Origin of the sequence: Brakhagea baltica (assembly GCF_052161605.1) — a bacterium.
Lineage (GTDB): Bacteria > Planctomycetota > Planctomycetia > Pirellulales > Pirellulaceae > JBKCUI01.
Genome location: NZ_CP197409.1, coordinates 3,326,323 through 3,343,153, shown reverse-complemented (window position 1 = coordinate 3,343,153; position 16,831 = coordinate 3,326,323). Strand labels below are relative to the sequence as shown.

Below are 16,831 nucleotides of genomic sequence, written 5' to 3'. Positions count from 1 at the left end.
GTCGCGACAAGGAATCGTCGCAAACGGATCACTCGACGGAGCGTAGTCAACTAACTGTTGCGTTGTGCTTGCTCACGGAGGCAAGCGGTGCTTGCTCGGGACGACAAGCAATTCGGGTTGAGCCCAGCGGCGCAGTGTTCGAGTTTTTTTAGTTTAGGTGTTGTGAGTTAATAATGGCCAAAGAGCAATTTGAGCGTAAAAAGCCCCACTGCAACGTAGGAACAATCGGTCACATCGACCACGGCAAGACAACGACCACCGGTGCTTTGCTAGCGGTTCAGGCCGCTAAGGGGCTGGCGCAAGCGAAGTCGTATGCCGATATCGCCAAGGGTGGAACGGTTCGGGACGCGACCAAGACGGTTACTATTGCAGCATCGCACGTTGAGTACGAGTCGGAAAACCGGCACTATGCTCACATCGACTGCCCCGGCCACGCCGACTTTATTAAGAACATGATCACCGGTGCTGCTCAGATGGACGGTGCCATTTTGGTTGTCAGTGCGGCTGACGGCCCGATGCCACAAACCAAAGAGCACGTTCTTCTGGCGCGTCAGGTAGACGTTCCGGCGATCGTTGTGTTCTTGAACAAGTGCGATTTGGTCGACGACGAAGAGTTGCTCGAGCTAGTCGAGCTAGAAATCCGAGAGCTATTGAGCAAGTACGGATTTCCTGGGGAAGAGACCCCGATTGTTCGTGGAAACGCAAAAGCAGCTTACGATGCTCCAGCCGATCCAGGTGCTAGCCAGTGCATTTCCGACTTGATCGCTGCAATCGATAGCTTCATTCCTCAGCCGACTCGAGAAGAAGACAAGCCTTTCTTGATGGCAGTTGAAGACGTCTTCTCGATCGAAGGTCGCGGTACTGTTGCCACCGGTCGTATCGAGCGAGGCATGATCAAGGTTGGTGAAGAAGTCGAAATCATTGGCTTGATGGAAGAGAAGAAGAAGACGACTGTCACCGGCGTTGAGCAGTTCCGCAAGGAAATGAAGGAAGGTAAGGCTGGGGACAACGTTGGTTGCCTTCTCCGGGGTGTTAAGCGAGAAGACATCGAGCGTGGTCAAGTATTGGCGAAGCCAGGATCGATCACTCCTCACAAGAAGTTCGAAGCTGAAGTTTATTGCTTGAGCAAGGACGAAGGCGGACGTCACACTCCGTTCTTCTCTGGATACCGACCACAATTCTATTTCCGCACCACCGACGTAACCGGAACTGCAAACTTGGTTGACGCCGAAATGTGCATGCCTGGTGACAATGTCAAGGTGACGGTAGAGCTCCAGAAGACTGTCGCAATCGATGACGGCGTTCGGTTTGCTATCCGTGAGGGTGGCAAGACCGTTGGCTCGGGTGTTGTTACCAAGATCGTTGAGTAACGATAATCAGAGCTGACCTCGGTGGGGGTTTTTGTTCAAACAGAGATAGACGGGGGAATTCGCTCCGTCTACAAAATAGGCCTGCCGCTCGAACTGATGCGGCAGGTTGCGTTAGGGGTGTAGCTCAATTGGCAGAGCACCGGTTTCCAAAACCGGGGGTTGCGGGTTCGATTCCTGCCGCCCCTGCTAACGAATCATTCGTAATTTGAAGATTAGTGTTTTTATGGCAGCAGTAACAGAAGATTCCTCAGCGGGCGGTTCTTTTTGGGCCGAGCTATTCACAGGGAGGGTCACCAAGGCTCGCCAGGGAAGAATTGTTAGGCAGCTCACCGCTCTTGCCATTTGGGTTGTCGTTTGGCTGGGGTCTTGGCAGCTCTTTGAGACATTGCGGTCCGGCATACTCCCTGGTTTAAGAGAATCTCCGTCTGGCCAGTACATCATCATTGGAGCTCCGATTCTGACCGCTTTGATCGGCATGTGGATCGGGTTTCGTATTGTTTGCTGGCCTCGTTTTGCTTCCTTTTTGATCGATGTGGAAGCGGAGTTGAGCAAGGTTTCCTGGCCTTCCAAAAATGAGCTTTACAAGGCGGCTGGCGTTGTTATATTCACAATGGCGTTTATTGCAACGATTCTGTTTTGTTTCGACATGCTATGGCAAGCAATCTTTGACTGGTTGCGTGTCAGTTAGGCATTTAGGGCAAGTGTCGGACGAACAGAGCTTGAGTGCGAACAGGGTTTGCAAAATCAAAGCGTTGGCCACGAGGGAATTGACAAATTATCTTCGCCCGACGGTCGACAAATACATTTAGATACAAAGCAAAATTCCTCAGGCGGTCTGAGGCGTTAAGCATTGAAAGGGCCAGGAGATCCATCGGGCTCCAGTTACAAAATGTGGCTGAGTTGGGGTGGTTCGTCAGCACTGGCGCAAGGTTTACGAGTGAATACTTCCACAGAATCAACGACTGAATCGGCTAGTGCAGATATGCGCTGGTACATTCTTAAGGTTCAGTTTAATCGCGAGGACACCATTCGCGAGGCATTGGAGAAGCGGATACGCCTCTCTCACTTGCAGTCGTCTTTTGGTGAAATTCTTGTCCCGACCGAAGATGTTGTGGAGTTTACACGCGCAGGCAAGCGCCGGGTTGTAAAGAAAAAGCTTTACCCTGGGTATTTGGTGATACGGATGGTGATCAACGATGACACCTGGTTTCTCGTACGAGAGACCACGGGCGTTGGTGACTTCACCGGTTCGGCGGGTAAGCCGACACCTATGAGTGACGAGGATGTAGAACGAATCCTCAAGCTTGCATATCCTGACGCGGACGAGGACCAGGCACTTAAGACGGCGATTCCGTTCAAGCCCGGTGATCGGGTACGGGTAAAGGAAGGAAACTTCCAGAGCCTGGAGGGTGATGTCGATCGAATCGACGAAGCTAACGGTCGTGTTACGGTGATCATTAATATTTTTGGTCGCAGTACTCCGGTCGTGTTGGATCACTGGCAGGTTGAGTCCTTGTAAGTAGATTGTTGGTTTGACGTGAAGAAATTGAGCGTGATGTTCGTTTTACTTCGCTGAGTTACCCAGCATGAACGGGGATGATTAGAACGGTTCGCAGACGAAATCGGGTCCGAAATTCTAGTAAGCAGGTTTTAACGATTTGCTTATTGGAAGTGCGGCTAACACATAATATTTAGGCAAACGACACAAGGTTCACGGACACATGGCCAAGCAAGTCGTAGGACAAGCAAAATTTCAGGTGCCAGGGGGCAAGGCAACTCCTGCTCCTCCCGTTGGTACATCGCTCGGTAAATTCGGGATCAATCTGGGACAATTCGTATCTCAGTTCAATGACCGAACGCGCGAGTTCAACGGAACTCCCATTCCTGTAGTTGTGACAGTTTATTCTGATCGCAGCTTCGAGTTTATCACAAAGAGTCCCCCTGCTTCGGCATTGCTTAAGATGGCCGCTGGGATTGCGAGTGGTTCGAGCGAACCTCACAAGGTCAAGGTTGCGAAGGTGACCAGTGCGCAGGTCGAGGATATTTGCAAAAAGAAGATGGCGGATTTGAACGCCCGGGATCTTGATCATGCTAAACGTATGATCGAGGGAACCGCCCGCAGTATGGGTATCGAGATCGAAGGTTAAGCAGAGGAGCAAGCAATAAAATGGTAAAACCAACCAAGGCGATGAAAGCGATGCTTGCTAAGACACCGGGCAAGGACCCTGTGCCTTTGCAGCAAGCGGTAGAGACACTTAAGAAGTTTGGTGGGCGGAAGTTCGACCAGACGGTTGAGATTCATATGAATCTTGGAATCGACAACTCGCAGGCCGATCAGATTGTGCGTGGATCGGTTGTATTGCCGCACGGGATTGGCAAGACCCAGCGAGTTGTGGTTTTCGCAAAAGGTGAATTGGCGAAGGCAGCCGAAGAGGCGGGTGCGGATACAGTAGGCTCAGATGATTTGGCCAAAAGGATCAAGGAAGGTTGGACAGACTTTGATGTTTGTATCGCCAGCCCTGATATGATGGGCGTGGTCGGACCGCTCGGTAAAGTGCTCGGACCACGAGGTTTGATGCCCTCCCCGAGAGCCGGTACTGTCACCACGGACGTAGCCAAGGCGGTCAGAGAATACAAAGCCGGTAAGGTTGAGTTCCGGAACGATAAGGGCGGGAACGTCCATGCGGTTGTCGGAAAGCTGAGTTTTGATGAAACCAAGCTCAAGGAGAACATCTCCGCTTTTGTTTCCTTTGTTCAGTCGCTCAAGCCGAATTCGGTTCGAGGAACTTATATCAAATCGATCGCAATCTGCGCCACGATGTCCCCAAGTGTGAGAGTCGCCAGCTAGGCGCGTTGCAAAGGAGAATAGGGAGCTATGAGTAAGCTTGTTAAGAAATACGTCGCTCGAGATATTGCCAATCGACTGCAAGGTGTAAATGATGCGGTCGTTGCAAACATTGTTGGCATGTCGGGCGAAGAGAATTATGGAATCCGCAAGACCCTTCGTGAAAAGGGGATCGGCCTGTTGGTGGTGAAACGCACCATGGCGGCACGTGCTACCGAGGGAACATCGTTGAGGTCCGCGTTTGACAACCAAACAGGGAGTTTGGCTGTCATTTGGGGATGTGAAGATTTTGTTTCCTTGACTCGGGAGATCACCAAATTGGTGGATTCGGGAACCGTCCCGAAACTCGAGATCAAGGGTGGGGTGATGGATGGTGAGGCGCTCACTGCAGACCAAGTAAAGAAGGTCAGCAAGTGGCCGAGCCGTCAGGAGCAAATTTCGATGCTTGTTGGTCAGATCTTGTCGCCGGGAGCAACACTCTCTGGCCAATTGGTCGGCCCAGCTCGCAAGATTGCTGGTCAGGTCAAGAAGATGATCGAGAACCAGGAGGAAGCTGGCGAGTAGTCGCTAGTTTTTTGAGGTACGTGGTTGAACAGCCGGTTTTTTTCTCGCCGGTGAGTTTCGTTAGTTAGTTCTTTCCATTTTGAGGATTAGTGAATTATGTCTGAATCAGCAACCGCTTTCGCGGAAGAGATCACGACCCTGGGCGAGAAGATCGTCGGCCTGACGCTCAAGCAAGCCAAGGAATTGAGTGACTATTTAAAAGAAGTTCATGGTATCGAGGCAGCAGCCGGCGGTGCAGTGGTTATGGCCGCTCCTGCCGATGCTGGGCCTGCAGCTGCCGCTGTGGTCCAAACCGAATTCGATGTCATCATGACTTCGTTCGGTGACAAGAAGTTGGACGTTGTGAAGGTTGTCAAGAACCTCACAGGTCTTTCGCTCATGGATGCGAAGAAGTTGGTCGAAGGCGTTCCTGCCAAGATCAAGGAGCAAGTCTCCAAGGAAGACGCAGAGAAGGTCAAGGCCGAGCTCACCGAGGCTGGTGCAACTGTAGAACTCAAGTAGTTTTCCGGTTCGTACAAGTTCAACGCGTACACGTCCTAAATATGCTAACGCATTGTTACGGTGTTTCTATGCTATAAGAAAGAGGCCGCCTCAAAAGAGGTGGCCTTTTTTTATGGAAACACGTCTCGGAAGAGGTGTCTAATTGCTTTGATGCTCAGAGAATTCCCGAGCAAGCGCCAAGCCGTACGCAGGTCAAGAAATGGGGGGAGCTGAAAACTATCCTCGAACCCGAGTAGCCTCGCCACTTCTCTCGGTACAAAGCGACGGTATCGATCGCCGACCCTCAAATAGGAACCCGACCGAATGACTGTTCTTCCGTAGGATGAAGTAAAGCAGGCTGTTTCCGCTGCTCGATCACTGCCATCTACTTTGTCAATTGCCATTTTGTATTGGTTTGCCAGCTCTATGGGCAGCCAGAGTAGCGGCATATCGGCATCCGTGATCGATTCCTCAGGTTTGTTGACCAGCATATCGGCGACTGAAACGTTGCGTTCGACCTCATGGGTTCTATTCAGCCGTATCTTCGGATCGATGCTTGCCAGGATGTAGACTCTCGGACGTCGGTTAGGCCAGCCAATTTGTGTTGGGCAAAACTGGCAAACCTCGATCCTGTAGCCTTCTCTAGTCCAACGAGACCTTAGTTGAGCAAACGCCTGCGAGTCCTCAAAGCCAACGACATTCTCGATACCTATAGTCATAGGTTTGACGTCGCACACTACATTGGTGAGATGCGACAGGGCTTTGGATCGCGGATCATCCAAATCATGAAAAAGGCCCTTTCGAGAAAAAGGGGTGCAGGGGGGACTCATCCACCACATGTCCGCGTCGATAGCACCGAACCAGTCCGTCGGCAGGCTGGCAATTTCTCTTGCTTCACAAGGATGAGAAAAATTAGCTCGGTAAACACGCGTCGCCATCGCGTCGATGTCGACCGCTTTCACGATATTCACCTCGGGAAAGGAAGCTGCAAAGCCTCCAATCCCGGAAAAAAGTTCTAGACATCTCATCGCACTGTCTCGGACAGCACGAATAAAGCTCTAGTACAACGGTTGGATAAGCACGGAATGCCAACCTGTTGAGTAGGTCTCAAATCCGGGTGATAACGCATGGGCGATACACACATCCTTTCCTTCAAACTGATCCACTACATAACCTCTAGGCATTTTAAAGACTTGTTCGTAGCGTTGTACCGGGAAGCGAAAATTTGGTGGAACATTGGGTGATGCAGCCAGAACGTTACCACTCCCATCAACGAACATTCTCCACGTTTCTTGGTCAAACACGGAGCTATTCAAAATCGCATTTGCCAAGCTTTGCCAATTGAATACTACCGCGAGAACCCCGATTGGTCTGCCGTTGGATAAGCCTCGTTCGCGAACCGCAGTCGCATAAATAGCTACTTTTTCGCCCGGTACTAATTCGGAATCATGAGGCGGTTGGCACACGAAATGGTCTCCCGAAGCTAGCTTCAACGCACTGGTTAACCAGTAGCTCTTTGCTTCCTTTCTTCCTTTCAGTCGGTAGGTTTGTGGCCTGCCGTTCGCAACAACAGTACCATTCAAATCGCATAACACGAGATCGTGGTAAACCGTGTAAGCATTTAGAATCAACCCCATGCGCTCTGATGCAAATCGGAAATCCTCTTCGCTTTGGGATATGAGAGCTTGAACGATCGCGGCGTCCGTCGCCCACCATCTAACGTCGCAAGTTCGCTCGTAGAGATTGCGATCCACCAGATCTATGTTGGACAGCGCCAGATCGGCAAGTCTGGTACCTCGAACATTTCCACCGATGAAATCGAGCAGATTAGATATAGTACTTGTGGTTTGGTTAGCCATTTCATCAGCAACCCCCGCCGTTTTTTCGGAAAGGGACTGCATCTCGTGAGCCACCACACCAAAGGCCGCTCCGCTGGAACCGGCTCTAGCGGCCTCGATCCGTGCGTTCAGCGACAGCAATTTTGCATTTTCGTTGATCTCTCGAATCTCACAAATTGCAAAGTTGAGAGCTTTTGAAAGGTCATCAATAATAGAAAGAACACTCGAAGTCGGATTATCCTTATCCTTTGCGGGGGACAATGCGTACATCGAGCTACAAGGAATCTCTGGGGCCATGAAATCTCCTAGCTTGTGTATTTATCTGGTTTTTTGTCTATCCAACTCCCTTGAAGTCCGCCTTAAATCAAGATTGTTAAGAACCGTACGATGCGGGGTATCGATGATCTTTCCTGGATTCTGAAGACCACTTCGCAGGAATCCGACAACCATTTGGCGGCCCGACCGGTTGTTCCACTTTTGTCGAAAAACACCGAGTCGTCTGCGAATTGGTATACTGATGGTAGAAGCATGTCGTGTTTGACCCAAGAGTACTATTAACCCATCCTCACCAAAGTCCTATGCACAACAAATCCAATAGCAGCATTTCGGCGTGGCTAATCGGCCTAGCAATCGCTTTCTCGATAGGTACAGAGCATGTCTACTCGCAGGACGGTGACATGAGAGTCGCAATTTCCTCGGCTCTACTATTCCATGCTCCGTTTGATAACAAGGTGGATGCTACCTTCGCAAAAGGGGAAGCAACCTTGCATGAAGCTACTTCGATCGACCATCGATCAACGGCAAAAGCTTGGACAGCCGGTGTGTTGCCCATTCAGTTGCTGTCAGAGGGGGGACGTTTTTCTGGCTGTCTTCGATTCGACAGGCCATCGAAAGAAATCGTCTTCTTCAAAGCAGCCCGTAACTTCCCGACACCCTCAGAGAGGCGTTCTGGAACTGTTTCCTTTTGGCTCAACACGGACCCGATCACTGAGTTGCGAGAAGGTTTTTGCGATCCAATCCAAATCACCTCAAAGCAGTGGGATGACGCAGCGTTTTTTGTGGAGTTTGAGAAACGATCTAGCAAAGTTCCCTTCCGTTTGGGGGTCTACGCTGACAAGCAAGTATGGAACCCAGATGGGACAGATTTTGCTGCGATCCCTCCCGAGAAGCGACCGCTCGCAACTGTCGAGAATCCACCGTTTCAGAAAGGAAAGTGGACCCACGTTGCTTTCACCTTCTCCAATTTCAACAACCAAAAGGCTGATGCGACATCGAAGCTTTACCTAGATGGCTTCCTCGTAGCATCGCTCTCGCCTCGACTGCAAACATTTACTTGGGATATCGATCAGGCGGCAATTATGCTTGGCTTGAATTATGTCGGCCTTATGGACGATCTTGCCATTTTTGATCGCGCCCTGGAAGCGGACGAAATCCAATTCGTATATCAACTACCGGAGGGGGCCGGTATGCTTGTTCCGCAAACGGATAGATAGTTGCTCTGCAGAGACTTGCCGCACTATCTTTAAGATAAAATTATTCCCGATCCAGGTACGATCAACCCTCATGAGTTCCCATAATTGGTGGCAACTAAACAACGCCGATGAAGTCCCAACTCCAGCCCTGCTTCTCTATCCAGATCGCATCAATGAGAACTTGGATCGCATGATCGCTTGGACAAAAGACCCTTCCAAGCTTCGTCCCCATGTCAAGACGCACAAACTGGCCGAGATCGTAAGGATGAAGCTCGCTAAGGGGATTGCAAAGTTTAAAGCGGCAACCATTGCGGAATGCGAAATGGTAGCCCACGCTGGGGGCAAGGATATCTTGCTATCGATGCAGCTAGTCGGAGATAACTTTCGCCGATTTTTAGGGCTGATAGAGTCGTTTCCTGACGTAAAATTTTCGTCCATCGTTGACGATCTATCCCATTTAGATTGGATGGTAGGGCAACTAAACAATAAAGGGAGTCGGCTCAATCTGTTTATCGACTTGAACGTTGGGATGCACCGAACAGGAATCGTTATTGGTGACCGAGCATTCGAGCTTTGTAGATACTTGAACGAGCAATCGCAGAGCGATGGTCGCGTCAATTTTGAGGGTATTCATGCGTACGACGGGCACTTGGGCATTCCCGATCTTGAGGAGCTTGTTCCCGAATCCCGGTCGGTGCTGGATCAGGTGCTTGCGTTTCGCGATCGCCTTGTGAACAACAGCATACCAGTAAAATCTATTGTGATGTCGGGCACCCCAACCTCGCATTTGATCGCAGCTCAACAGAGTGAGAATATTCAGGTCAGTGCAGGCACGACGGTTCTCTGGGACTTTGGTCAGGAGTTAACTTGCCCCAACTTGTCTTTTCTGAATGCTGCGGTACTCATGGCCAGAGTGGTTAGCCGACCAACAGAGGATCGCATTTGCTTAGATTTAGGGCACAAAGCCGTTGCATCTGAGATGCCTCATCCCAGAGTCCAGTTTTTTGGCTTGGAGGACGCAATTCCGGTTGTACATAGTGAGGAGCATCTCGTACTTCAAACACCTAGGGCGCTGGAGATACCCATCGGATCTGTTTTTTATGGCATTCCAAAGCATATTTGTCCGACAGTTGCTCTGCATAGTCATGTGTGGGTCGTACGAGATCACTCGGCTGTAGAGACTTGGCGAGTGAAAGCCCGCGATCGAATGCTAACTGTCACCAATTAACGCAGCACTCTAACACGGAATAGTTAGGAAGAACTGATGTCCCTGGAGCTCGTACTGGTTTTGTTGGTGCTTCTTGTAGCGGTCGTGATGTTTACCATCGATAAACCACGAATGGATTTCGTCGCACTGCTTGTGATATGCACCTTGCCGCTGACGGGAGTTATTGAGATCAAGGAAGCTCTTATTGGCTTCAGTGATCCGAACGTCGTGTTGATTGCGGCAATGTTTGTCATCGGTGAGGGGTTAGTAAGAACAGGTGTTGCCCGGCAGATCGGAGATTGGCTCGTGGCGACTGCGGGAACTAGTCAGAATCGACTGATTGTTTTGCTGATGGTTTCCGTCTGTTTGTTGGGGGCAACAATGAGTTCTACCGCCGTGACAGCAATTTTTATCCCTGTCGTGATTCGGATTTGTAGACGGACGGGTATCTCGCCTAGTCAGTTGATGATGCCTCTAAGTATGGCTGCATTGATAAGTGGGATGACGACGTTGGTCGCTACAGCACCTAATTTGGTGGTCAACGCTGAGCTTGTGCGACGTGGGGAAAAGGGGTTTTCCTTTTTTAGTTTTACTCCATTCGGAATTCCCATTTTGGGACTGGCCGTGATTTATATGCTCTTTGCCAAAAGGTGGTTACCTAAAGGTAATGGCAATGGAGCTAACGGTAATGCGGGGCGTCCCACATTGAAACAATGGGTCGAGAAGTACCATTTGGCAGGTCGCGAGCATCGCTTATTGGTCAAGCCAGACTCTTCCCTCGTAGGGCTCAAAATTGAGAATTGTAATTTGCGAGAGGAGTCCGGGGCGAATCTTGTCGCGATTCAGCGCGATAGGCAGTTACTGCATCCCACTGCTAAATCAGAGATCCAAGCAGGCGACATTCTGCTCTTGGATTTGTATGCCGTCGCCGCAGATATTGAATCCATGGCGGACAAATACCAGCTAGTTTTGCTACCTCTAACGGGAACTCACTTCACGGATCGCACACAGGAGATTGGCATGGCGGAGCTGATCGTTACCGCCGATTCGGATCTGGTCGGCAAGACTTTGTTGCAATCCGGATTCCGTAGCCGATTTGGCGTTTCGGTGATTGGATTGCGGCGTGGAGTTACTGCTATAGAATCCGAATTACGACATGAAGAGTTAAGAGTGGGGGATACCCTGCTGGTCATCGGACCTTGGAAATCCATCCGGGGGGCGATTTCTCAAGCAGGTCGAGATTTGGTTCCGTTACATTTGCCGCAGGAATTCGAAGAGGTTGTGCCTGTACCCGGTCGTTTGTGGCAAGCATTGGCGGTGTTGTTGGTGGTGATTGGATTGATGGTTTCTGGGGTTGTCCCCAACGTCCAGGCCGCCTTGATTGGTTGTATCTTGATGGGGGCCTTTGGGTGTATCGATTTCGAAAGTGCTTATAGGTCCATTGATTGGAAGACGATTGTTCTCATTGTTGGCATGCTACCGTTTCCTATCGCATTGACGAGAACTGGTGGCGTCGAGATGGCGTCGAGCGGGCTGGCTATGATAACCTCGGGATCTGGGGTGTTTGGTGTGTTGCTGGTAATCTTTTTCACCACATCGCTTCTGGGCCTTTTCATTTCCAATACAGCGACGGCTGTATTGATGGTTCCCATTGCACTGTCGGTCGCTGATCGACTCGGCGAATCCCCTTATCCTTTTGCGATGGTGGTTGCGCTCGCTGCTTCCACAGCGTTCATGACTCCGGTCTCATCTCCCGTCAATACTCTCGTCGTGACGCCGGGTGGATATCGGTTTGTGGATTTTCTTAAGATAGGGGTTCCTTTTTCCCTATTGGTCATGATCGTTTCGGTGTTCTTGGTTCTTTTCTGGATGGTCCCAGCGACACCGTCTCCAACTTAGTTTCCACGTTCCCGGCTGAGTTTGCACTCACGGTTGATGACCAGATTCCTCGTGAAGAATGGCACGACGATGGAGTTGTCTCGGTAGGGGACTTCGACTCGTACAGTGACATTGAGGTCGGCAGGTGTGAGATTGTTTGGCGTCACCGTGACAGTTGCACCGCGAACCCTGCAAAGTCTCAGCATATCATCGGTCTGCGAAATGCATTCTGCCGCAGTGGCACCTGGCACGATTCCCTTTCGGGCCCCTTCGTAAGCGGCAGCCTCAGCGGAGTGGTAGACCATATTAGCATGACCTAGTTCCAATGCACCAAACAAAAGCAGAAAGGCTATGGGAGCGGTCATTGCAAACTCGACTGCTGTTGCGCCTTGACGATTTGACATCGTCATTTTCGTTTTGATTCTCTTTTTCGATAGTTTCATAAGCCAATACCTCGGTGCAGAAAAAACTTGGGAGACCGATCTTTATTCGATCAGCACCACGGAAAGATTCTTTGCAATCTCCCGGAAAACGGCATTCAAGTCTTCGGCATCATCGGCGTGAAAATGCAAACCACCCTGTGTAGCTTGAGCGACTTGTCGCATGAGAGTTTGATTTGCATCTCGACTAAAGGTGATCGTGTGTACTGTCATGTTATTAGCGACTGCGTTTCCAACGGTAATGAGGGGGCTGACTCCTCTATTGTGAATTCCGTCTGTCATTAGAACGATGGTCTTAGCAGCAAACGGGCGAGTGTTAGGGTCGAATCTTAGCGAATCGATTCCTGTTTGCAGTCCCAGCCCGATAGCGGTGAGTCCGGTCGCAGGCAGCGCGTTGACTTGATTTTGGATGAGTGAAAAATCATCCGTAAGTTGTGTGATAGGTGAAGAGGTCGTCGAATACACGCTGAGAGAGACTTGCGCCAATGGACTAGAGTCCGTCAGCTCGGCAAGGAACACGCTCACAGCAGATTTCAATGCGGATAGCCGAGTTCCGGATCCTAACCGAGTCGCCATGGAGCCTGAGATATCCAGCACTAGAGCAACGTCCCTGACGTTGGCGGCTCCGGTTGAAGACATCCGAGGCTGAAATCGATTTACATTGAGAAGTGAGCCGAAGAATAACGTGACGTTTCCATCTGGCGATGTGTCGTCGCGCCGTCCATCGACACGAACGGCAACTAAAGGGTTTATCGTGGGAACAAACTCGATTTTTTGACCTTGGGCGCGGATCGTTCCAAAACTAATCTGATTAGGAAGAATGGTTAGACTCCGACCGGCAACACGATTCTTGCTGGCGTATTCGATAGCAGCGATCCTCGCAGCCACAGGGTCTTGTTCTCTAGACAGAGTGCTGGCGCCAGCTCTAGCAGCTGCATCTGTTGCGGTTCTTAGTTCGGCTCGAACCATATGCATATAAGCAGTATCCACACTGAATACCGCTCCGATAAAGAGCAGGATCATCACGGCAGCCATTAGGATGGCCATTGCACCGCGTCGTCCATTTCTTGGGTATCGAGAATTAAGTCTTGTTGGATTTTTCACAGTTACCTATTCCTTTTGCATAGTTGCAGTTGCTTCAATCCGTCGACCGGAGAAGATGCGGAACCCCGTAATGAGCCGATCGTCGGAGTTGACGCTAACGCGAACTGTGATGTCTGTCCCGCTTCGGTTACGAGCGGGGTCACCCGTCACGAAGGTGATGGTCGGGTTATTGATTCTTCTTGCTGACAACACCTCGGATGCTAGCCGCTCTGCATGCACACGTGTACCGTCTCGACGACTCCCAAACTTTGCTGCCTCGTAAGCGGCCTGCACAGTTGCTTGCCTTACGAAGAGCATATTTGCCCCCTCGAGTGAAGCGAACACTACTAGCACGACCACGGGTAAACAAACCGCCATTTCTACGACGGCGGCACCGCGTCGCTTCCTCGGCAGCAGCTGTTGACGGCCTATGGTCGAGTGCGTCAAATTCATGCTCGACATTTCGCACCGATCCGAGGGGGAAGCACGGTCGATCATTCGCCAAAGGGTTGCGAGAAAATGCTGGTTACCCATGCTGGCACTAGCTCCGGGAACTGGTATTGGTTTGTTGATTAAGTCGCTTCGCAACCTGATTAAAATCGCTAGACAATTCGGCCCAAAAATCCTTGTTTCTGAAGTTCATCTCTTCAACTGCTTTTCCCTCGGCCAACGACTTCAAGTTCTTACGGAACCTGTAGATTGGACCAACGAAACGATTGCTCATTTTGATCGTGTCATAAAGAAATACCGGTAATAAAGCGATCGAAAGAACGATTACAACAGAATGCTTGGTTCGGATGTTCGAAACACAATCCAATAGTGTCACGCCCGGATCTCGGAGAAAGTACTCTATTGTCAGAAGAGTGAGGAAGAACAGTCCGAAAAAAATCAACCAATGGAGCAGGACACGCCCAACCAGCATCATCTGGACAGGGCTATCGATAAATAATCGACTTCGTAAGCTTGATTTCATAGTGATTGGTATCCGGTGAATTTAAATGACTGCTGCTCGAGTGAAATCGTTAACCTGTAGACTACGTTTGCCTGGCTAGTGCCCGGATCCGTGACCGCCGCTTTCGGCTTCCTTCTTTTTCTTACCCATTCCCGGGGTGTACTTTACGGCCGCTTTCGCCTTTGGCTTCGCATGCCCATCGCCCTCGCCATGACCACCATGAGAGGTGCCGTGGCTCGAGGCATGGGGATCCTGAGATTTGTGTCCGCCTGTGGAATCATGGGAGTTTGATCCGCCGTGGTGATCGTCTTCGTGAGCGCCATCCGAGTGTGATTCCGATCCATGGCCTGATTGGTCATGTTGATCTCCATGCTCATCATGTCCGTGCTCATTATGTCCATGCTCCTCTTCGTGATCAGTCTTGAGTTCATGCCTCAAGGTTGCGACCAGCTTTGGACGACGTGGATGGCTCGTGTTGGTAAAGGATAGACCATATTCCATGCTCGTCTTCTGGAGTTCGGTGATTGCTAGATCTTCAATTGAGGCTGCACCGATAGTCTGTACAAGCACATCGAGCAACTGTGTTCGCAGATCGGACAGGTAGGGGTCGCGCAATACACGATGATCCACCTGTCGGATATGCTCCTCGATCGATTGGCGAATCTGGGCTTGGTTCAGTTCGATGAGCTGACGACTTTTAACTCGATGGTTCACGGGCACAATAGCGTGGAGGCGCATGGAGACCGGAACGTTGTTTTCGTTCGGATATGCCAGAAAGAGTCCAAGATCGACTTCGCAGGAAATGTCCACCTTGGCTTGCGAGGCCTGATAGCGGATTAGACCGACTATGCTCGCATGCAGACCGACCATGACCAGTACTAGGCCACCGATCCAATATTTTCGCATAGTTTCCAACATGGCAGTTTCTTACAGGAGCGAGTCCAACAAATAGTAGAGTTCTCGATTACGAGGCTTTCGAAGCGTAGGTTACACATGCGAGTGGGAGTACTTTTTCACGAATTTTCTTCCCTGGTTTTCGGGGTAACAGAAAAGTCGACACGGCAAGCAGTCGATTGCTTAGAATAGCGGTATGGTCAGTTTCGAAGATTGGTGTCAATTGTTCCGTCTCGTGCAGGCCCTTCAGGATTTGTTGATTCAGATTTAACACACGGTCAAAACCATGTCAGAGTACTTCTTTGAACACCCGTACATCATCGGAACTCTAGGAGCATTGCTCACAGGTTTGAGTTTATTTGGGTGGATCCAGACCGGGCATAAAGTTGCAGCGTACTTGGCATTAGGCATGCTTGTTCTGACCCTTCTTTTGATCTGGTTGAATCTATACGTAGAGACAGACCGCGAACAGATTCGCAAAGTCCTCAAAGAGGCAGCGGCAGAGCTTCAAGATAACCGCTTTGAGGCGGTGAAAAATCGCATACACCCGGATCATACCCAACAGGTTGCGTCAGCCGTTTCGATGCTTCCGCGACTAAAGTTTGAGGTAGCCAAAGTTACAGGGGTACATGCTATCGAGTTATCGAAAGTCGGCAACAAACCGGCGGCGAGAGTGCGAATGAACGTCTATGTTGAGGTTCAAACAGATATTATGCCGGGCAAGATTCCTCGTTGGGTGCAATTAGATCTTGAGAAGCATAACGAACGATGGCTGGTGGTTGATTTCCAACATAAAGAGGCGACATTCGAGTTTCTAGGAAAAGAATGAGGCCTCGATATTCAGACTGATCGTCGAGCTGTACTGTGTACCAACGCTAATCTCAGATGAGATCGGCGTCTGCACCCCGTCGTCTAGCCTCATCCATACCGAGAGCAGCCGTCAGCTTTTCGAATTCGCTCGTGAATTTGTCACTGCTGCAATGGACGTGTTCCGCTTCGGAAATGAATCGAATGGAATCATCCGGGTAAACATCATGTTCGATGAGAATCTTTTCGAAGCCATCTAGAGGCTTACCGTAGCACAGTATCATTTTGTGTTCATCAAATTGAATCTCTTGTTGCTTTCGGGGATTCAGTACTGCTATTCCGGTGCAGCCGTCGTTCAAGATCAGCTCTTCGTGATCGCAGAGTATGCTCTTCAAAACAGGCACATCAATATGTTCACGATAGAGATCGTTGTGTTCATCGGACTCTCCTTGGTGACTGGTCTCTAACACGACATCGACTTCGTCGCCCAGGCTGTCGATAAGATCTAGAAGCAGGTCGAAGAGCCGTTCCCGTGATGCCGACGCCATGATTACAGGGACGTCAATATTGTTCTTGGGATCGACATACGAATCATACCGAAACCCCTGTCTCGGTACAACTTGCAGGTCGTAAGACGGGCGAACCGCGTCGGTTAGATCGAATGCACCATATCGAAAAACACCCATGTGAGCTTCGAGCTCTTCGTTGGTCAGTTTTGCAAAGCTCGAAGTTGGGGTTGACCTTGGGGCCGATTCGGCCTGGGTGCTGTTTTTGCTTTTGGGGAATCCAGAAGCGTTTCCCATCATCATTCTCAATAGTACGGGTTTTGTTCAACATATACGCGTTCCCCATCCGGTGCGGAACAACCAAAGTTAGGTCAGGTTCGTAGAATAGTTTTGGAATATGCAAGAAAACCGTTTATTTTTGCGTCGTTACAATCGCTACAATCGGGCTAGATTTCGGCAAGCCTCGTTTTGTGGGCAAGTCGTATGCTTAAGGAC

At 50.3% G+C, this 16,831-nt stretch carries 19 protein-coding genes and 1 tRNA gene; 12 read left to right on the top strand and 8 right to left on the bottom strand.

The window, feature by feature from the left end; all coding sequences use genetic code 11:
* The first annotated feature begins 173 nt into the window (after positions 1–173).
* The 8 genes from tuf (at position 174) to rplL (ending at position 5,280) form a co-directional block, all read left to right on the top strand.
* Positions 174–1,370, top strand: coding sequence for an elongation factor Tu (gene tuf, locus SH449x_RS12440; RefSeq protein WP_482381653.1), 1,197 nt, complete (start codon positions 174–176; stop codon positions 1,368–1,370).
* A gap of 113 nt (positions 1,371–1,483) precedes the next feature.
* Positions 1,484–1,556: transfer RNA gene (locus SH449x_RS12435), tRNA-Trp, on the top strand.
* Between the two features lie 37 nt (positions 1,557–1,593).
* Positions 1,594–2,058, top strand: coding sequence for a preprotein translocase subunit SecE (gene secE, locus SH449x_RS12430; RefSeq protein WP_482381652.1), 465 nt, complete (start codon positions 1,594–1,596; stop codon positions 2,056–2,058).
* Between the two features lie 249 nt (positions 2,059–2,307).
* Positions 2,308–2,889: a transcription termination/antitermination protein NusG gene (gene nusG, locus SH449x_RS12425; RefSeq protein ID WP_482381651.1), complete on the top strand. Its 582-nt coding sequence runs from the start codon at positions 2,308–2,310 to the stop codon at positions 2,887–2,889.
* A 202-nt stretch (positions 2,890–3,091) separates the two neighbouring features.
* A complete protein-coding gene (gene rplK, locus SH449x_RS12420; RefSeq protein WP_482381650.1) occupies positions 3,092–3,517 on the top strand; it encodes a 50S ribosomal protein L11 in 426 nt (141 codons plus the stop codon).
* A 20-nt stretch (positions 3,518–3,537) separates the two neighbouring features.
* A complete protein-coding gene (rplA, locus tag SH449x_RS12415) occupies positions 3,538–4,218 on the top strand; it encodes a 50S ribosomal protein L1 (RefSeq protein ID WP_482381649.1) in 681 nt (226 codons plus the stop codon).
* A 27-nt stretch (positions 4,219–4,245) separates the two neighbouring features.
* Complete coding sequence (gene rplJ, locus SH449x_RS12410; RefSeq protein ID WP_482381648.1) at positions 4,246–4,779, top strand: 50S ribosomal protein L10; 534 nt, start codon at positions 4,246–4,248, stop codon at positions 4,777–4,779.
* Between the two features lie 96 nt (positions 4,780–4,875).
* Positions 4,876–5,280 carry a 50S ribosomal protein L7/L12 gene (gene rplL, locus SH449x_RS12405; RefSeq protein ID WP_482381647.1) on the top strand — a complete coding sequence of 135 codons (405 nt, stop codon included), beginning with the start codon at positions 4,876–4,878 and terminating at the stop codon, positions 5,278–5,280.
* Between the two features lie 110 nt (positions 5,281–5,390).
* On the opposite strand, the gene SH449x_RS12400 is transcribed toward rplL, so the two are convergent.
* Both SH449x_RS12400 and SH449x_RS12395 read right to left on the bottom strand, forming a co-directional pair.
* Entirely contained in the window at positions 5,391–6,287 is an 897-nt protein-coding gene (locus tag SH449x_RS12400; RefSeq protein WP_482381646.1) for a DNA cytosine methyltransferase, read from the bottom strand.
* Between the two features lie 30 nt (positions 6,288–6,317).
* Entirely contained in the window at positions 6,318–7,394 is a 1,077-nt protein-coding gene (locus SH449x_RS12395; RefSeq protein WP_482381645.1) for a methyl-accepting chemotaxis protein, read from the bottom strand.
* A 281-nt stretch (positions 7,395–7,675) separates the two neighbouring features.
* On the opposite strand from SH449x_RS12395, the gene SH449x_RS12390 reads away from it, so the two are divergent.
* From SH449x_RS12390 to SH449x_RS12380, 3 genes are all read left to right on the top strand, one after another.
* Positions 7,676–8,590 carry a LamG domain-containing protein gene (locus SH449x_RS12390; RefSeq protein ID WP_482381644.1) on the top strand — a complete coding sequence of 305 codons (915 nt, stop codon included), beginning with the start codon at positions 7,676–7,678 and terminating at the stop codon, positions 8,588–8,590.
* A 70-nt stretch (positions 8,591–8,660) separates the two neighbouring features.
* Positions 8,661–9,797, top strand: a complete 1,137-nt coding sequence (locus tag SH449x_RS12385; protein WP_482381643.1) for a D-TA family PLP-dependent enzyme — start codon at positions 8,661–8,663, stop codon at positions 9,795–9,797.
* A 36-nt stretch (positions 9,798–9,833) separates the two neighbouring features.
* The gene (locus SH449x_RS12380) at positions 9,834–11,675 is read left to right on the top strand and encodes an SLC13 family permease (RefSeq protein WP_482381642.1); all 1,842 of its coding nucleotides are present in this window, start codon (positions 9,834–9,836) and stop codon (positions 11,673–11,675) included.
* Here SH449x_RS12380 and SH449x_RS12375 read toward each other — a convergent pair.
* From SH449x_RS12375 to SH449x_RS12355, 5 genes are all read right to left on the bottom strand, one after another.
* Complete coding sequence (locus SH449x_RS12375; RefSeq protein ID WP_482381641.1) at positions 11,672–12,058, bottom strand: TadE family protein; 387 nt, start codon at positions 12,056–12,058, stop codon at positions 11,672–11,674. The genes SH449x_RS12380 and SH449x_RS12375 overlap by 4 nt on opposite strands.
* An 81-nt stretch (positions 12,059–12,139) precedes the next feature.
* Positions 12,140–13,198, bottom strand: coding sequence for a vWA domain-containing protein (locus SH449x_RS12370; RefSeq protein WP_482381640.1), 1,059 nt, complete (start codon positions 13,196–13,198; stop codon positions 12,140–12,142).
* A gap of 6 nt (positions 13,199–13,204) precedes the next feature.
* Positions 13,205–13,711, bottom strand: a complete 507-nt coding sequence (locus SH449x_RS12365) for a TadE/TadG family type IV pilus assembly protein (RefSeq protein WP_482381639.1) — start codon at positions 13,709–13,711, stop codon at positions 13,205–13,207.
* 7 nt (positions 13,712–13,718) lie between these two features.
* On the bottom strand, positions 13,719–14,150 hold the full coding sequence (locus tag SH449x_RS12360) for a hypothetical protein (protein WP_482381638.1): 432 nt from the start codon (positions 14,148–14,150) through the stop codon (positions 13,719–13,721).
* 75 nt (positions 14,151–14,225) lie between these two features.
* Complete coding sequence (locus SH449x_RS12355) at positions 14,226–15,035, bottom strand: hypothetical protein (protein WP_482381637.1); 810 nt, start codon at positions 15,033–15,035, stop codon at positions 14,226–14,228.
* Between the two features lie 274 nt (positions 15,036–15,309).
* Here SH449x_RS12355 and SH449x_RS12350 point away from each other — a divergent pair, with 274 nt between their 5' ends.
* Positions 15,310–15,852: a hypothetical protein gene (locus SH449x_RS12350; protein ID WP_482381636.1), complete on the top strand. Its 543-nt coding sequence runs from the start codon at positions 15,310–15,312 to the stop codon at positions 15,850–15,852.
* A gap of 52 nt (positions 15,853–15,904) precedes the next feature.
* Here the strand turns inward: SH449x_RS12350 and SH449x_RS12345 are convergent, their stop codons facing one another.
* Positions 15,905–16,639 (bottom strand): hypothetical protein, encoded by a 735-nt coding sequence (locus tag SH449x_RS12345; RefSeq protein ID WP_482381635.1) that lies wholly within the window; start codon positions 16,637–16,639, stop codon positions 15,905–15,907.
* Positions 16,640–16,831 lie beyond the last annotated feature (192 nt).

What these genes read in the sequence shown, in the direction of transcription:
- SH449x_RS12395 (WP_482381645.1), bottom strand. Translation starts at nt 7,394, where the DNA reads ATGGCCCCAGAGATTCCTTGTAGCTCGATGTACGCATTGTCCCCCGCA.
- SH449x_RS12385 (WP_482381643.1), top strand. Translation starts at nt 8,661, where the DNA reads ATGAGTTCCCATAATTGGTGGCAACTAAACAACGCCGATGAAGTCCCA.
- rplA (WP_482381649.1), top strand. Translation starts at nt 3,538, where the DNA reads ATGGTAAAACCAACCAAGGCGATGAAAGCGATGCTTGCTAAGACACCG.
- SH449x_RS12375 (WP_482381641.1), bottom strand. Translation starts at nt 12,058, where the DNA reads ATGTCAAATCGTCAAGGCGCAACAGCAGTCGAGTTTGCAATGACCGCT.
- SH449x_RS12345 (WP_482381635.1), bottom strand. Translation starts at nt 16,639, where the DNA reads ATGATGATGGGAAACGCTTCTGGATTCCCCAAAAGCAAAAACAGCACC.
- SH449x_RS12365 (WP_482381639.1), bottom strand. Translation starts at nt 13,711, where the DNA reads ATGGGTAACCAGCATTTTCTCGCAACCCTTTGGCGAATGATCGACCGT.
- rplL (WP_482381647.1), top strand. Translation starts at nt 4,876, where the DNA reads ATGTCTGAATCAGCAACCGCTTTCGCGGAAGAGATCACGACCCTGGGC.
- SH449x_RS12380 (WP_482381642.1), top strand. Translation starts at nt 9,834, where the DNA reads ATGTCCCTGGAGCTCGTACTGGTTTTGTTGGTGCTTCTTGTAGCGGTC.
- SH449x_RS12355 (WP_482381637.1), bottom strand. Translation starts at nt 15,035, where the DNA reads ATGCGAAAATATTGGATCGGTGGCCTAGTACTGGTCATGGTCGGTCTG.
- SH449x_RS12390 (WP_482381644.1), top strand. Translation starts at nt 7,676, where the DNA reads ATGCACAACAAATCCAATAGCAGCATTTCGGCGTGGCTAATCGGCCTA.
- SH449x_RS12350 (WP_482381636.1), top strand. Translation starts at nt 15,310, where the DNA reads ATGTCAGAGTACTTCTTTGAACACCCGTACATCATCGGAACTCTAGGA.
- SH449x_RS12400 (WP_482381646.1), bottom strand. Translation starts at nt 6,287, where the DNA reads ATGAGATGTCTAGAACTTTTTTCCGGGATTGGAGGCTTTGCAGCTTCC.
- secE (WP_482381652.1), top strand. Translation starts at nt 1,594, where the DNA reads ATGGCAGCAGTAACAGAAGATTCCTCAGCGGGCGGTTCTTTTTGGGCC.
- rplJ (WP_482381648.1), top strand. Translation starts at nt 4,246, where the DNA reads ATGAGTAAGCTTGTTAAGAAATACGTCGCTCGAGATATTGCCAATCGA.
- SH449x_RS12360 (WP_482381638.1), bottom strand. Translation starts at nt 14,150, where the DNA reads ATGAAATCAAGCTTACGAAGTCGATTATTTATCGATAGCCCTGTCCAG.
- tuf (WP_482381653.1), top strand. Translation starts at nt 174, where the DNA reads ATGGCCAAAGAGCAATTTGAGCGTAAAAAGCCCCACTGCAACGTAGGA.
- rplK (WP_482381650.1), top strand. Translation starts at nt 3,092, where the DNA reads ATGGCCAAGCAAGTCGTAGGACAAGCAAAATTTCAGGTGCCAGGGGGC.